This window comes from Agromyces sp. MMS24-K17 (genome assembly GCF_043950245.1).
Classification (GTDB): domain Bacteria; phylum Actinomycetota; class Actinomycetes; order Actinomycetales; family Microbacteriaceae; genus Agromyces.
In genome coordinates, this window is record NZ_CP171640.1 from 2187410 (window position 1) to 2202277 (window position 14868).

Below are 14868 nucleotides of genomic sequence, written 5' to 3' on the forward strand. Positions count from 1 at the left end.
CGCGGCCCGAGGCGGGCGGCACCGGGTACGCTCGATGCGGGCCGATCGGGCCCGTTCACCCCTCGGATCGGAGCGCGGATGGCGTGGTTCCGCAGGCAGGGCGCACGGAAGGACGATGCCGCGATGGCCGAGAACACCTGGCTCGTCGTCGGCCTCGGCAACCCGGGCGCGCAGTACGCCGGCAACCGGCACAACGTCGGCCAGCTGACCCTCGACGAGCTCGCCTCGCGCATCGGCGCGACGTTCAAGAGCCACAAGACGCCCTCGCGGGTCGCCGAGGGGTTCCTCCGGCCCGGCGGCCCCAAGCTCGTGCTCGCGAAGCCGAACAGCTACATGAACACCTCCGGCGGCCCGGTGTCGGCGCTGCTGAAGTTCTACTCGCTGCCGGTCGACCGGCTGGTCGTCGTGCACGATGAGCTCGACATCCCGTTCGACACGATCAAGCTCAAGCAGGGCGGCGGGCACGGGGGGCACAACGGGCTCCGCGACATCCAGAAGGCGACCGGCTCGGCGGAGTTCACGCGCGTGCGGGTCGGCATCGGCCGCCCGCCGGGCCGGCAGGACCCGGCCGACTACGTGCTGAAGGACTTCGCGGGCGCCGAGCGCCAGGCGCTGCCGAACCTGCTGTCGGATGCCTCGGACGCGGTCGAGGCCGTCGTCGACCTCGGCCTCGTCGCGGCGCAGCAGCGCTTCCACTCGCCGAGCTGACGTGGACCCGGCGCCGTTCGACCTGGCCGCGTACACGCGGACGGCGCACGGCAGCCATCGCGCCGCGATCGGCGATGCGGCTCCGCTCGCCGAGTCCGAGCGCGACCTCGTGCGGGTGCTCCGCGACCTCGAGGCCGGCACGATGCCGTACCTGCGCCGCGTGCTCGTCACGCCGACCCACAAGGACGCGCGCGTCACGGCGTTCCTCGTCACCTGGTCGTACGAGCGGTTCTGGATCGCGGACGCACTCGACGCGCTGCTGGCCGCGTCGGCCGGCGCGGATGCCCCCGCCGAGCCCGCCACCGTGCCGGACGCCGGTTCGCGCAGCGTCGTCGGCCGCGCGCTGCGCTCGATGCTCGCCGGCCCCGAGGTCGTCGCGGGCCACCTCGTCGCACTGGCCGCGAGCGAGGCGATCCTGCGCGCGGCCTACGCGCGGCTCGCGTCAGGCGCGTCGGATGCCTCCGCCGCCCTGTACCGCCGCCTCGACGGGGTGCACGCCCGGCAGGAGGCCTTCCTCCTCGAGGAGGCATCCGCCCGGCTCGGCCCCGCCGCCGGCCACGGCTCCACCGCCGGCCTCGACCCCGCCGCCGGCCGCGACGCATCCGCCGGCCGCGACGCATCCGCCGGCCGCGACGCATCCGCCGGCCGCGACGCATCCGCTCGCTCCGGCGCACCGGCCGACGCCGCCCGCGCCGCGCGCCGCGCGAACCGGGCCCTGCGCGCCGACCCCCTCCCGATCGGCATCGACGACCGCATCCCGACCGACGCGGCCGGGTTCGTCCGGGAGGTGTTCCCGGCCGGGTCATCCGGCGTGGTGGGCGCCCTCGCCCCGGTCGCCGCGCTGCCCGGCATCGAGCCCGCCGCGATCGACGCGGCGGCCTCACGGCTGGCCCGGCTCGCCGAGGCGGCCCGAGCCTAGACTGGCGGCGGGGAGGGCGCCGTGGCATTCGACATCGACCGGTACGCCGCGACCAGCGTGCGCCTCGACTGGGACGACCTCGACCTCGAGCACTTCCGGTCGCATCCGCTGCCGCCGGCGACGCTGCGGACGCTCAGGTACATGGCCGACGTCGAGTACCACACGGTCTGCTACACCCGCGACCTGCTGACCACGCCGTCGCATCGCGAGCCCGAGGTCGGCGCGTTCATGACGATGTGGAACCGCGAGGAGTTCTGGCACGGCGAGGCGCTCGCCGCCGTGCTCGGCGTGCACGGCGTCACCGTCGACTACGACGCGCTGAAGGCGAGCCGGCTGAAGCTCGGCTGGCGCGACCGCCTCGACCCCGTGAAGCAGTCGATCGCGGGCGCGCTCGTCGGCGCCGACTTCATCGCCGTGCACATGTCGTGGGGCGCCGCGAACGAGTGGAGCGCCATCACCGCGTACCAGCGGATGGCGGAGCTCGAGGCCGACCCGGTGCTCGCCGAGCTCCTCGGCCGCATCGCGCGGCAGGAGGCGCGGCACGTCGCCTTCTACACGTCGCAGGCGCGCGCCCGCCTGGCCGCGAGCCGGCGGGCGCAGCAGGTGACGAGGTTCGCGCTGTCGCGGTTCTGGGCGCCGGTGGGGTCGAGCATCCAGCCCCGCGAGGAGGTGCGGCACGTCATGACCCAGCTCATGAGCGGCGACGCCGGACGGCGGGCCGCGCGCAAGGTCGACGACTCGATCAGCGGGATGCCCGGCCTCGCCGGGCTGACCATCGTGCAGGACGCCCTCGACGGGCTCGGCGTGGCCTGACCGACTTGACCCTGCACCGTGGTGCAGGGTTCACCATGTCGGCATGGACCTGACGCAGATCCCCGCCAGCTCGCACGTGGACGCCCGGCCCGCCGGCGCCGAACCGGCCGTCACCGGTGCGCCCGTGCGCTTCGGCCGCGCGGGCGCCGTGTACGACCTCGTCGTGACGATCGCCTTCGCGACGCCGCTCACCGCCGCCGGGATGCTCGACCTGCAGCGCCGGCTGCACGACCTGCTGGGCGCGGGCGGCGCGCCCGTGCCGGAGTTCGGTCCCGCCCACCTGATGTTCACCGCCATGATGGGCACGGCGGTGACCATGTGGGCGATCGCGCGTATCCGGTACCCCGTCGCCCCGCTCATCGCGATCGACACGGTCGGCCGCGTAGCGTTCTCGGCATGGATGACCTTCGCCCTGGCGTCGGGCGCGAGCACCGTGATCGTCGGGTTCCTCGCGCTGGAGGTGACCTGGGGGATCCTGCAGGCGATCGGCCTGGTCGAGCATCCGCGGGCGTCCGCCCGACGGGCGAACACGGCGGCCGCGGCGGCGTGATGCAGACCTCCGACCTCGCCGCCGCGGCGCGGGTGCCGGTCAGCACGATCCGGTTCTACGAGCGCAGCGGGCTGATCCCCGAACCCGACCGGAGCTCCAGCGGCTACCGGCGGTACCCCGAGGCGACGGCGGCGCGGGTGCGCTTCATCGGCCGGGCGAAGGCGCTCGGGTTCACGCTGACGGAGATCGCCGCGTTCCTCGCCCTCTCCGACCTCGGCGCCCCGCCGCCGATCGACGGCTTCCTCGACGAGCGGCTCGCCGACCTCGACCGGCGCATCGACGACCTGTTGCGAGTGCGCGCGGCGCTCGTCGGGCTCGCGGAGCGGCCGCCGGTGCCGGGCAACTGCCCCGTGATCGACGCGCTCGGCGCGACCGAGGTCAGATGAGGCCGCGCAGGAACTCCTCCGGCGACCGACCCGCCTCCCGGGCGCGCTCGACGAGCCGGGTGTGCTCCTCACTCGTGAGCTCGAGCGTCATCGTCAGCCAGTCGGCCGCCGGGTCGTCGAAGTCGAACAGCGCCGCCTCTTCCAGGCGCTCCTCCGCGAGCGCCGCCGCGGGCGTGGTCGGCGCGTCGGTCGCGTCGGCCGCGATCTCGTCCTCCGCGTCGAGTGCGAGCACGGCGGCGGCATCGCCTCCGATGCGGCCCGGAGCATCCGCCCGGCCCGTGCCGGTCGGCTCGCAGTCGCCCGTCCAACCCGGCCCGCTGGGGAGGTCGCGGCCGCCTTGCTGGAACGCCGTCGCCACCGCGCGGGCGCGCACGTCGGCCGCCTCGTTCGCCGGGTGGCCGGCGTGGCCGCGCACCCACTCGAACCGATAGCGGCGCCCGACGAGGGCGGCGTCGAGCTCGAGCAGCAGGTCCTGGTTGAGCACCGGCTTGCCGTCGGCCTTGCGCCAGCCCTTCCGCTTCCAGCCGGGCATCCACTTCGTCACGCAGTTGATGACGTACTGGCTGTCGCACTGAATCAGCAGCTCGTCATCGAGGTGCGCCGTCGCGCGCAGCAGTTCGAGCACCGCCTTCAGCTCGCCCTGGTTGTTCGTCGCCCGCTTCCAGCCGCCGGCCGCCCAGCAGCCCTCGTCGACGTACCACGCCCAGCCGGCGGGCCCGGGGTTGCCGAGCGCGGATCCGTCGGCGGCGGCGATGATCATGCGGTGGTCTCCTCGGGTCGGTGGCGGGGCGCGCCCATGCTACCGGCGCCCCTCCCACACCGGCCGGATCGTCGGCCGCCGACGGCCGGGTGTCGGAGGGTCGCCGGTAGACTCGGCGGGTGAGTCTGCATGGCCTGAACACGGCGCTTTCGCGCGCCTCCACGATCGACGGCGCCCTTGCCGAGGCCCTGCGGAACGCCGACTTCTCCGCCCCATCGGGGCTCGACGCCCCACTCCTCGCCGGGTTGCTCGAGCGTCGCACGGCCGACGGCCGTCCGCCGGTGCTGCTCGTCGTCACCGCGACCAGCCGTGAGGGCGAGGCGCTGCGCGCCGGCATCGCGCCCTACCTGCCCGAGGGCGCCGAGGTGATCGAGTTCCCGGCGTGGGAGACGCTGCCGCACGAGCGCCTGAGCCCCTCGGCCGAGACGGTCGGGCGGCGGCTGCACGCGCTCCGCCGGCTCGCGGCGAGCGGGCGGCGCGAGGCGGGGCATCCGCTCGTCGTCGTCGCCTCGGTGCGGGCCGCCCTCCAGCCGCTGGCCGACAACCTCGCCGACCTCGAGCCGATCGAGCTGCGCGCCGGAGGACGCGGCCACGACCTCTCCGAGATCTCGCTCCGGCTCGTCGACCTCGCCTACGCCCGTGTCGACATGGTGTCGCGCCGCGGCGAGTTCGCGGTGCGCGGCGGCATCCTCGACGTGTTCCCGCCGACCGCGGAGCATCCCGTGCGCGTCGAGTTCTTCGGCGACGAGGTCGAGGAGATCCGCGCGTTCTCGGTCGCCGACCAGCGCTCGCTGCCCGAGCCCGTCGACCACGTCGCCCTCGCGCCCAGCCGCGAGCTGCTGCTCACCCCGGCGGTCCGCCAGCGGGCGCGCGAGATGTCGCACGAGTTCCCGAGCCTCGCGGGCATGCTCGAGAAGCTCGCCGAGGGCATCCCGGTCGAGGGCATGGAGTCGCTCGCGCCCGCGCTCATCGACCGGCTCGTGCCGATCGCGCACTACCTGCCCGCCGGTGCCGCGGTCGCCGTGCTCGCCCCCGAGCGGGTCGCGAGCCGCGCCGTCAGCCTCGCCGAGACGAACCGCGAGTTCCTCTCGGCCGCGTGGAGCGCCGCGACCTTCGGCGCCGACGCGCCGATCGACCTCGACGCGGGCGACTTCCTCACCCTGCGGGCGCTCCGCGAGGCGACCCTGTTCAGCGCGCCCGGAGCGACCGACCCGGGCCGCGCCTGGTGGACCTTCTCCAGCTTCGACGCCGGCGAGGCCGCCGACGACGTCGAGCGGGCGGATGCCTCGTACGTGCGCGTCGCCGCGAACGCCATGCCGAGCTTCCAGGGCAACGTCGCCGGTGCCGTCGACCACGTCGCCGAGCGGCTCCGCGACGGCTGGAGCCTCGTCGTCGCGGCCGCCGGCAAGGGGCTCGTCGAGCGCGCCCGCGACGTGCTCGCCGAGGCCGGGCTCGCCGCCCGCATCGTCGAGGAGGTGCCCGACGACCCCGAGCCCGGCGTCGCGTTCCTCGTGCGCGCCGACTCGACCCGCGGCTTCGAGGTGCCCGAGGCGAAGCTGGGGCTCCTCGCCGAGTCCGAGTTCTACGGCCGCGCCGCCGGGTACGACGTGCGGCAGGGCAAGAAGCTCGCCACCCGCCGCCGCAACGTCGTCGACCCGCTCCAGCTCAAGGCGGGCGACTTCGTCGTGCACCAGACGCACGGCATCGGCCGGTTCATCGAGCTCGTGCAGCGCGAGGTGGCGACCGGCTCGCGCCCGACCGGCCCGAGCCGCACGGCCGGCATCCAGCAGCAGCCGAAGGCCGTGCGCGAGTACCTCGTGATCGAGTACTCGGCGTCGAAGCGCGGGCACGGCAACGACCGCCTGTTCGTGCCGATGGACCAGCTCGACCTACTCAGCCGGTACGTCGGCGGCGAGGCGCCGAGCCTGTCGAAGATGGGCGGCAGCGACTGGGCGCAGGCCAAGAGCCGCGCCCGCAAGGCGGTCCGTGACATCGCGGTCGAGCTCGTGAAGCTGTACTCGGCGCGCATGGCCGCCAAGGGCCACGCGTTCGGCGCCGACACCCCGTGGCAGCACGAGCTGGAGGAGGCGTTCCCGTACGCCGAGACCCACGACCAGCTCCAGACGATCGACGAGGTGAAGGCCGACATGGAGCGGCCCATCCCGATGGACCGCCTGCTCGCGGGCGACGTCGGATTCGGCAAGACGGAGGTCGCCGTGCGCGCCGCGTTCAAGGCCATCCAGGACGGCAAGCAGGTCGCGATGCTCGTGCCGACCACGCTGCTCGTGAAGCAGCACCTCGAGACGTTCTCCGAGCGGTTCGCCGGGTTCCCGGTGCGCGTGCGCCCCCTCAGCCGGTTCCAAACCGACAAGGAGGCGCGCGAGACCCTCGCCGGCATCACCGACGGCACCGTCGACCTGGTGATCGGCACGCACCGCATCCTCACCGAGAAGGTGCAGTTCAAGGACCTCGGGCTGATGATCATCGACGAGGAGCAGCGGTTCGGCGTCGAGCACAAGGACGCGCTGAAGAAGCTGAAGACGAACGTCGACATCCTCGCGATGAGCGCGACCCCGATCCCGCGCACGCTCGAGATGGCGGTCACCGGCATCCGCGAGATGTCGACCCTGGCGACCCCACCGGAGGACCGGCACCCGATCCTCACCTTCGTCGGGCCCTACACCGACCAGCAGGTCGCCGCGGCGATCCGTCGCGAGCTGCTGCGCGAGGGCCAGGTGTTCTTCGTGCACAACCGCGTCTCGAGCATCAACCGGGTCGCCGCCCAGCTCGCCGAGCTCGTGCCCGAGGCCCGTATCGCCGTCGCGCACGGCCAGCTCAACGAGCACGTGCTCGAGCAGATCGTGAGCGACTTCTGGGAGCGGAAGTTCGACGTGCTCGTCTCGACGACGATCATCGAGACCGGCCTCGACATCTCGAACGCGAACACGATCATCATCGACCGCGCCGACAAGTACGGCCTGTCGCAGCTGCACCAGCTCCGCGGCCGCGTCGGCCGTGGTCGCGAGCGGGCCTACGCGTACTTCCTCTACGACCCGCTGAAGCCGCTCTCCGAGACGGCGCACGACCGGCTCTCGACGATCGCCGCGAACAACGAGCTCGGCGGCGGCATGCAGATCGCCCTGAAAGACCTCGAGATCCGCGGCGCGGGCAACCTGCTCGGCGCCGAGCAGGCCGGCCACATCGCGGGCGTCGGGTTCGACCTCTACCTGCGGATGATCGGCGAGGCGGTGTCGGCGTTCCGCGGCGACGTCGCGGAGGGGCAGACCGAGCTCCGGCTCGAGCTCCCCGTCGACGCGCACATCCCCGAGGACTACATCGACAGCGAGCGGCTGCGCCTCGAGGCGTACCAGAAGCTGTCGGCCGCGAGCGGCCCCGCCGCGAAGGAGGGGCAGGTCGCCCAGGTCGTCGAGGAGCTCGCCGACCGGTACGGCGCCCCGCCCGAGGCGGTCGAGAACCTGGTCGCCGTGACCCGGCTGCGCCGGCAGGCGCAGCTCGCCGGGCTCAGCGACGTCATCGCGACGGGCACGAAGCTGCGGCTCGCCCCGGCGAAGATCCCCGACTCCCGTCGGGTGCGGCTCGAGCGGATGTACCCGGGCGCGAAGCTGTTCGCGCAGAACGACGTCATCCTGGTGCCGTTCCCGACGCCGGGCGGCGAGGCGCCGGGCGATGCCGACCTGATCGCGTGGGTGTCGCGGCTCATCGAGGCGATCTTCCCGGTCCCCGAGCCGGCGGTGGCGGCACCCGCTGCCGGTTGAGCTCGTTCGGTGGTGGTCGAGCCCGTCGAAGGCCGGTGGTTGAGCTCGTCGAAACCACCCGACGGGCTCGACCTTGCGGGCGTGGTTTCGACAAGCTCAACCACCGGCTGGTCGGCTCGACCACCGGACCTTCGGGCTATCGCGACAGCGCCCCGCCGACGCCCTCGTGCGCCCGACCCTGCCGCCGGTAGGCGCGCGATCGGGCCGAGACGGCGAATCCCGAGGCGACGATCGCGATGCCCGACCCGAGCAGCACCGCGAGCGTCCCCTGGTCGGCGACGGAGCGGTCGCCCGCGAACGCGAGCTCGTTCATGAGCAGGGACACGGTGAACCCGACGCCGCCGAGCGTGCCGACGACGAGCAGGTCGACGGTGGTGAGCGGCGTGGTCCCGCCGCCCGCGGCGCGAGGCTCAGACCCGATGCGACGACTGCTCCTGCTCCGGCTCCGCAGCACGAGCGCCGACAGCACGCCCGCGAGCGTGATGCCGACGACCTTGCCGACCGGCAGGCCCGCGAGGATGCCCCAGAACGCCGGGTCGAGGTCGGCGGCGCTCACCTGCGGCACCGGCACCATCGCCGCGGTCATCGCGAACAGCGGCAGCACGACCGCGTTCGACCACGGTTCGAGGGCGTGCGCCGCCCGGCCGCCCGGGCGGCGCGACATCACGAAGCCGAGGGCGACGCCGGCGATCGTCGCGTGCACGCCGGAGCGGAAGACGAACACCCACGCGATCACGGCGAGCACGACGAGCAGCACCACGATCGGCCACTGCGCCCGCCGCCCGAGGATCCAGGGCGACCGCGGGCGCAGCACCCGGCTGACCGCGCCGAACAGCGCGATCGCGACGGCCGCGAACCCGAGCGAGGCGAGGTTCGCATCGGCCGTGAAGAAGAACGCGATGATGAGGATCGCGATGAGGTCGTCGATGACCGCGAGCGCGAGGAGGAACACGCGCACCCGCATCGGCAGCCAGCGCCCGAACACCGCGAGGATGCCGAGCGCGAAGGCGATGTCGGTCGCCGTCGGCACGGGCCAGCCGTTCGCGGTCGGCGTGCCCCACGTGAACGCGAGGAACACGAGCGCCGGCACGACGACGCCGCCGACGGCCGCGACCGCCGGCAGCATCGCCTTCGCGAGCGAGTTCAGCTCGCCGATGACGAGCTCGCGCTTCAGCTCGACCGCGACGATGAAGAAGAAGACCGCGAGCAGCCCGTCGCTGATCCAGTGGCCGACGCTGAGGTCGAGCCCGACGGCGGATGGCCCGACGTGGGCGTGCAGCAGGTCGAGCAGGGCGGGCCCGACCGGCAGGTTGGCGAGCAGCAGGCCGAGCGCGGCGGCGGCGAGCAGCAGCACGGCGGCGAGGCGTTCGGAGCGGAGCAGGTGCATGGGACCCCCGATGGCTGGCGGCCGCCGGGGCGGTCGCTGACGGACGTACGACCCGCGCCGTGCGGCGCGGTGCCGGCCGACCAGGCTTCCCGGCGCTCCTGGTCGGATCCTATCGGCGGAGGGCTCGCACCGACGAGCGGGGCTCCGCGCGCCGCGTACGCTTGGCCGGTGTCGTTCCCCCTCTGGCTGACCCTCCTCGCCGCCTGCGTCGTGATCAGCTTCACGCCCGGCGCCGGAGCGATCAACACCATGGGGAACTCGCTCGCGTACGGGTTCGGCCGGTCGATCTGGGGCATCCTCGGCCAGCAGGCGGCGCTCGTCATCCACATCGTGATCGTCGCCCTCGGCGTCGGCGTGCTCGTCACGAGCTCGCCGGTGCTGTTCGACGTCATCCGTTACGCCGGCGCCGCGTACCTCGTCTACCTCGGCATCCGGCAGCTGCTCGCGAAGCCCGCGGTCGACGACGCCTCCGGCGCGCCCGAGGCGCCGGACGACGCGGACGCGGACCTCGCCGCCGAGCGCGGCATCGGCCCCGAGGCATCCGAGTCGCGCTGGTCGATGTTCCGCCGCGGGCTCTGGGTGAACCTGCTGAACCCGAAGGCGATCGTGTTCTTCCTCGCCTTCCTGCCGCAGTTCATCCGGCCGGGGGAGCCGCTCGCGCCGCAGTACGCGGCGATCGCCGCGACCGTCGTGCTGGTCGACATCGCCGTGATGTGGGGCTTCTTCGCGGTGGCGGCGCACGCGATGCGCCGGTTCACCCGCTCGGCCCGTGGTCAGCGCACCGTGAACCGGGTGTTCGGCATCCTGTTCATCGCGGTCGGACTGCTGCTCGCGTTCGTGCACTGAGCGGCCCCGCGATCGCGGTCGCGCGGCCTAGGCTGGCGGGCATGACCGGCACGCCAGCAGCCCACCCCGGCCTCGAGGAGCTCGTCGCGATGGTCGCGCGCCTGCGCGCGCCGGGCGGATGCCCCTGGGATGCCGAGCAGACGCACGAGAGCCTCGTCCGCTACCTCGTCGAGGAGTGCTGGGAGCTCGTCGAGGCGATCGAGTCGGGCGACCGCGCCGAGATGATCGAGGAACTCGGCGACGTGCTCTACCAGGTGCTCTTCCACGCCGACCTCGCCGCGCACACCGCGGGCGAGGACTTCGACATCGACGACGTCGCCCGCCACATGACGGCCAAGATGGTCGCGAGGCATCCGCACGTGTTCGGCGACCGCGAGGCCGAGACGGCCGCCGACGTCGTCGCCTTCTGGGAAGACCTGAAGGCCGCCGAGAAGCCGCATCGCACGAGCGTGCTCGACGGCGTGCCGCAGGGGATGCCCGCGCTCGCGCTCGCTGACAAGGTGCTCGGCAAGGCGGAGCAGCTCGACGTCGCGCCCGCCGGCCGATCGGATGCCTCGCTCCCGCCGGAGGCGGCCGTCGACGAGGACGCCCTGGGCGACCACCTGTTCGCACTCGTCGCCGACGCCCGCGGGCGCGGCCTCGACCCCGAGCGAGCGCTGCGCGCCGCCATCCGCCGGTTCCAGGACGACGTGCACGCGGTGGAGGCGGCCGCGCAGGAGCGCACCGGCAGCTGAGCTCCCGGTGCCTGCTCCGCGCGCGCCCGGAGCGCGCCCGGCGCGCGCCCTCAGTCGAGCCCGAGCCCGTCCCGCCACGACGGGTGCGCGGGCGCCCACCCGAGCGCTCGGGCCCGCGCGCCGTCGACGGCCCGCCCCGGGGCGCGCGCCGTGAGCCGCGGCTCCCCGGCGAAGCCGGCCCGGCGCACGAGCACCGGACCCCACTCGGCGAGCCGGGTCGGGTCGTCGTCGACGACCGGTACGACGCCGGGCGGCCAGTCGAGGGCCGCGACGGTCGCCGACACCGCGTCGTCGACGTGCACCCAGCTCGTGGCATCCGTCGTCGCGACGACCTCGCCGTCGCCGGCTGCCCGCGTCGACGAGCCGTCGGCCGCGTACCACGTGCCCGGCCCGTAGAGCAGGCCGAAGCGCAGCACGACGCCGCCGGGGTGCGCGAGCACGGCCCGCTCGAGCGCGGCGACCGGCGCGTCGTCGTCGGCCGCCCACGCGACGCTCTCCGCGACGAACCGGGGCACGCCGGCGGCGCGCGCCGCGGCGACGAGGGCGGGCGCGCCCTCGAGCCGCAGCCGCGCGTTCGCACCGAAGTCGAGCCCGGCGAGGTCGGTCGCGAGGAACACGATCGCGTCGGGCCGGGATGCCTCGAGCGCCGCGTCGACCGACACCGGGTCGAAGACGTCGAGCACGAGCCCGCGGCCGCCCGCCCGCTCGACCGCGGCGAGCCGGTCGGCGCGACGGCTCGTGCCGAAGACGGTCCGCCCGGTCGCGGCGAGCGCACGGGTCGCGGGTGCACCGAGCACGCCGGTCGCCCCGACGACGAGGACGCGTCCCGGCCCGTTCACGACGCCGCTCCCACCCGCGCCGCGCGGTAGAGGGCGACGATGTCGGCGCTGCCGAGCTCCGCACCGGTCTCCTCCGCGCGTGCCTGCACGAGCGCGGCGAACGCACGCTCCTCGTCGGCGTCGAGCACCACGCCGGTCTCGCGCTCGAGCACGTAGCCGACGCCGCCCTTGCCGGACTGGCTGTTCACCCGCACCACCGCCTCGTAGCTGCGCCCGACGTCGGCCGGGTCGATCGGCAGGTAGGGCACCTCCCACGGGGCATCCGCCGGGTGGACGCCGAGCTCGGCCGCCCGCGCGGCGTGGTGCGCGAAGCCCTTGCGGATCGCGTCCTGGTGCGTGCCCGAGAACGCGGTGTGCACCAGGTCGCCGGCGTACGGGTGCCGCACGGGCACCGGCAGGCGGTTGCAGTGCTCGACGGTCGCCCGCACCTCGTCGAGCCGCGAGAAGTCGATCATCGGGTCGACGCCCTGCGCGTGCAGGTTGAGGCCGAGTGTCACCAGGTCGACGTTGCCGGTGCGCTCGCCGTTGCCGAACAGGCAGCCCTCGACGCGCTGCGCCCCCGCGAGCACCGCGAGCTCGGCGCAGGCCACGCCGGTGCCGCGGTCGTTGTGTGGATGCACCGACAGCACGACGCCGTCGCGGCGGGGCAGGTTGCGGTGCATGTGCTCGATCTGGTCGGCGTACACGTTCGGGGTCGCGACCTCGACGGTCGCGGGCAGGTTCACGATGACGGGCCGCTCGGGCGAGGCATCCCACACGTCGGTGACCGTGTCGGCGAGTTCGAGCACGAAGTCGGGCTCGGTCAGGTTGAACACCTCGGGGGAGAACTCGAAGCGCACCCGCGGGTCGTCGCCGGCCGCACGTCGCACGCGCGCGCTCTCCGCGGCGACGAGCACACGCAGCTCGTCGCGGCCGCGGCGCAGCACGCGCTCGCGCCACACGGGCGCGGTCGCGACGTAGAGGTGCACGACGACGTCGTTGCGGATGCCCCGGATCGAGTCCATCGTGCGGTCGACGAGCTCGGGGCGCGCCGGCGTGAACACGACCAGCGTCACGTCGTCGGGCGCCTCGTCGGTCTCGGCGAGCAGCCGCACGAAGTCGAAGTCGGTCTGCGAGGCCGACGGGTAGCCGACCTCGATCTCGCGGTAGCCCATGCGCACGAGCTCGCGGAAGAAGCGCAGCTTGCGGGCGGGGTCCATCGGCTCGGCGAGCGCCTGGTTGCCGTCGCGCAGGTCGACGGGCACCCACAGCGGGGCGCGTTCGACGCGTGCCGACGGCCAGTCGCGGCGGTCGTCGTCGGGCACGGCGACGCGCGAGAACACGTCGCGGTAGCGGTGCGAGGGCATCGAGGAGGGGCGCTGGCGGTTCCAGCGCGGAGCGGTCGCGGTCATGTCGTGGTCTTCCTCACCTGGTGGTCGTGGATGACCGGCAGGGAGGGGCGGACGCCGCGTCGAGGCAGCCGGTCGCTCAGGCCTCGCCGCGGCGGCGAAGGAGGAGGAGACCGGAGAGCTGCATGCGAGGGAGGCTAGCGGAGGTCCGCCGCGCAGGGCAAGGCCGGGCCCGGCGGGTCGCGGGCGACGCGGCGCGGCGCCCGCGGTTCGAGCCCGCCTGCCTCGACTGGAAGAATGGGCGCCATGGCCGCACCCGTCACCCCTCCGCGCGGCATGCGCGACTTCCTCCCCGCCGACAAGGCCCGCCGCGAGCACGCCCTCGGCGTGATCCGCGGGGTCTACGCGGCGCACGGCTTCGACGAGATCGAGACGCCCGTGATGGAGGACTCGTCGCGCCTGCACGCCGGGCTCGGCGGCGACAACGAGAAGCTCGCCTTCGCCGTGATGAAGCGCGGCCTCAGCAGCGACCACCTGCGCGCGGCGGCCGAGTCGGGCGACGCGCTCGCGCTCGCCGACCTGGGCCTCCGGTACGACCTGACCGTGCCGCTGGCCCGGTTCTACGCGACGCACCGCGCCGTGCTGCCGCCCGTGTTCCGGGCCATCCAGATCGCGCCGGTGTGGCGCGCCGAGCGCCCCCAGAAGGGCCGCTACCGCCAGTTCGTGCAGTGCGACATCGACATCATCGGCGAGGCCGGCCCGCTGGCCGAGCTCGAGCTGCTCACCGCGACGCTCGCCGCGCTCGACGCCCTCGGGCTCGCCGGCTGCGCGATCCGCCTGAACGACCGGCGCATCCTCGCCGGCATCCTCGGCTCGTGGGGCGTTCCCGACGAGCTGCGCGAGCGCGCCCTCATCACGATCGACAAGCTCGACAAGATCGGCCCGGACGGGGTCGCCGCCGAACTCGCCGAACTGGGCGTCGCCAAGGCCGACGTGGCCGACGAGCTGCGCCAGCTCCAGGGCGCCGACTGGCACCTGCACGATCGCCAGGCGTCGCAGACCGGGCAGAGTGTGCCGCCGCCCGCCTGGCTCGACCTCGACGCGTACGCCGACCTCCGCGCGCTCCGCGCGGCCCTGCCCGGCGCGGCCATCGAGTTCGACCCGACCCTCGTGCGCGGCATGGGCTACTACACGGGCACGATCTTCGAGATCGCGCACCCCGACTTCGGCTACTCGCTCGGCGGCGGCGGCCGCTACGACGGCATGATCGGCCGGTTCCTCGGCCAGGAGGTGCCCGCCTGCGGGTTCTCGATCGGCTTCGAGCGCATCGTCGACCTCCTCGAGGTCGCCGACGACGCCCGGCCGCGCGCGGTCGTGCTGGTGCACGATGCGGATGTCCCGTTCGAGCGCCTCGTCGCCCTCAAGGCCGAGCTCGTGGCATCCGGCGCCCGCGTGCGGCTGGAGCGGCGCGTGAAGAACCTGCGCGGCCTGCTCGACCGCGTCACCGCCGACGGCTTCGACGCGTTCGCGACGGTGTCGTCGACGGTGACGGATGCCGCGGAGCTGGAGTTCCGCGAGCTCGGAGGCTAGCTAGGACGGGCTGCCCCGCTGGAAGTCGGGGTCGTCGATGTCGTCGGCGTCGAGGTCGCCGCGGCCGTCGACGAGTCCCTCCTCCTCCTTCGGGAAGCGGGCGTCGGCCGGCAGTTGCGAGTCGGTGTACTCGCCCTCGACCAGCGGCGGCTCCGGGATCGGCTCGCCCGGGACCTCGGACTCGGTGTACTCGCCCTCGGGGCGCAGCGGATCGGTCATCGCTCCTCCAACC

General features: G+C 74.1%; 14 protein-coding genes. 9 read left to right on the forward strand and 5 right to left on the reverse strand.

The window, feature by feature from the left end; translation table 11 throughout:
* The first annotated feature begins 123 nt into the window (after positions 1-123).
* From pth to ACGGZK_RS10015, 5 genes are read left to right on the forward strand one after another with little or no spacing between them, the layout of a single operon-like run.
* Positions 124-708 (forward strand): aminoacyl-tRNA hydrolase, encoded by a 585-nt coding sequence (gene pth / locus ACGGZK_RS09995; protein ID WP_395242516.1) that lies wholly within the window; start codon positions 124-126, stop codon positions 706-708.
* 1 nt (position 709) lies between these two features.
* Positions 710-1627, forward strand: coding sequence for a hypothetical protein (locus ACGGZK_RS10000; protein ID WP_395242517.1), 918 nt, complete (start codon positions 710-712; stop codon positions 1625-1627).
* A 21-nt stretch (positions 1628-1648) separates the two neighbouring features.
* A complete protein-coding gene (locus ACGGZK_RS10005; RefSeq protein ID WP_395242518.1) occupies positions 1649-2440 on the forward strand; it encodes a ferritin-like domain-containing protein in 792 nt (263 codons plus the stop codon).
* A gap of 43 nt (positions 2441-2483) precedes the next feature.
* Complete coding sequence (locus tag ACGGZK_RS10010; RefSeq protein ID WP_395242519.1) at positions 2484-2990, forward strand: hypothetical protein; 507 nt, start codon at positions 2484-2486, stop codon at positions 2988-2990.
* A complete protein-coding gene (locus ACGGZK_RS10015; protein ID WP_395242520.1) occupies positions 2990-3376 on the forward strand; it encodes a MerR family transcriptional regulator in 387 nt (128 codons plus the stop codon). The genes ACGGZK_RS10010 and ACGGZK_RS10015 overlap by 1 nt, the downstream gene beginning before the upstream one ends.
* Here ACGGZK_RS10015 and ACGGZK_RS10020 read toward each other — a convergent pair.
* Positions 3369-4136 carry an RNase H family protein gene (locus ACGGZK_RS10020; protein WP_395242521.1) on the reverse strand — a complete coding sequence of 256 codons (768 nt, stop codon included), beginning with the start codon at positions 4134-4136 and terminating at the stop codon, positions 3369-3371. The genes ACGGZK_RS10015 and ACGGZK_RS10020 overlap by 8 nt on opposite strands.
* A gap of 119 nt (positions 4137-4255) precedes the next feature.
* On the opposite strand from ACGGZK_RS10020, the gene mfd reads away from it, so the two are divergent.
* Positions 4256-7912, forward strand: coding sequence for a transcription-repair coupling factor (gene mfd / locus ACGGZK_RS10025; RefSeq protein WP_395242522.1), 3657 nt, complete (start codon positions 4256-4258; stop codon positions 7910-7912).
* 136 nt (positions 7913-8048) lie between these two features.
* Here the strand turns inward: mfd and ACGGZK_RS10030 are convergent, their stop codons facing one another.
* Positions 8049-9299 (reverse strand): Na+/H+ antiporter NhaA, encoded by a 1251-nt coding sequence (locus ACGGZK_RS10030; RefSeq protein ID WP_395242523.1) that lies wholly within the window; start codon positions 9297-9299, stop codon positions 8049-8051.
* 168 nt (positions 9300-9467) lie between these two features.
* On the opposite strand from ACGGZK_RS10030, the gene ACGGZK_RS10035 reads away from it, so the two are divergent.
* Both ACGGZK_RS10035 and ACGGZK_RS10040 read left to right on the forward strand, forming a co-directional pair.
* A complete protein-coding gene (locus ACGGZK_RS10035) occupies positions 9468-10145 on the forward strand; it encodes a LysE family transporter (RefSeq protein ID WP_395242524.1) in 678 nt (225 codons plus the stop codon).
* Positions 10146-10186: 41 nt separating this feature from the next.
* On the forward strand, positions 10187-10879 hold the full coding sequence (locus tag ACGGZK_RS10040; protein ID WP_395242525.1) for a YabN family protein: 693 nt from the start codon (positions 10187-10189) through the stop codon (positions 10877-10879).
* Between the two features lie 50 nt (positions 10880-10929).
* On the opposite strand, the gene ACGGZK_RS10045 is transcribed toward ACGGZK_RS10040, so the two are convergent.
* Positions 10930-11718 (reverse strand): NAD-dependent epimerase/dehydratase family protein, encoded by a 789-nt coding sequence (locus ACGGZK_RS10045; protein WP_395242526.1) that lies wholly within the window; start codon positions 11716-11718, stop codon positions 10930-10932.
* Positions 11715-13109, reverse strand: a complete 1395-nt coding sequence (locus ACGGZK_RS10050) for a 2-isopropylmalate synthase (protein WP_395242527.1) — start codon at positions 13107-13109, stop codon at positions 11715-11717. Before ACGGZK_RS10050 ends, ACGGZK_RS10045 begins: the two co-directional genes overlap by 4 nt.
* Before the next feature lie 243 nt (positions 13110-13352).
* Here ACGGZK_RS10050 and hisS point away from each other — a divergent pair, with 243 nt between their 5' ends.
* The gene (gene hisS / locus ACGGZK_RS10055; protein ID WP_395242528.1) at positions 13353-14636 is read left to right on the forward strand and encodes a histidine--tRNA ligase; all 1284 of its coding nucleotides are present in this window, start codon (positions 13353-13355) and stop codon (positions 14634-14636) included.
* Here hisS and ACGGZK_RS10060 read toward each other — a convergent pair whose 3' ends face one another.
* Positions 14637-14855, reverse strand: coding sequence for a hypothetical protein (locus tag ACGGZK_RS10060; protein WP_395242529.1), 219 nt, complete (start codon positions 14853-14855; stop codon positions 14637-14639).
* Positions 14856-14868 lie beyond the last annotated feature (13 nt).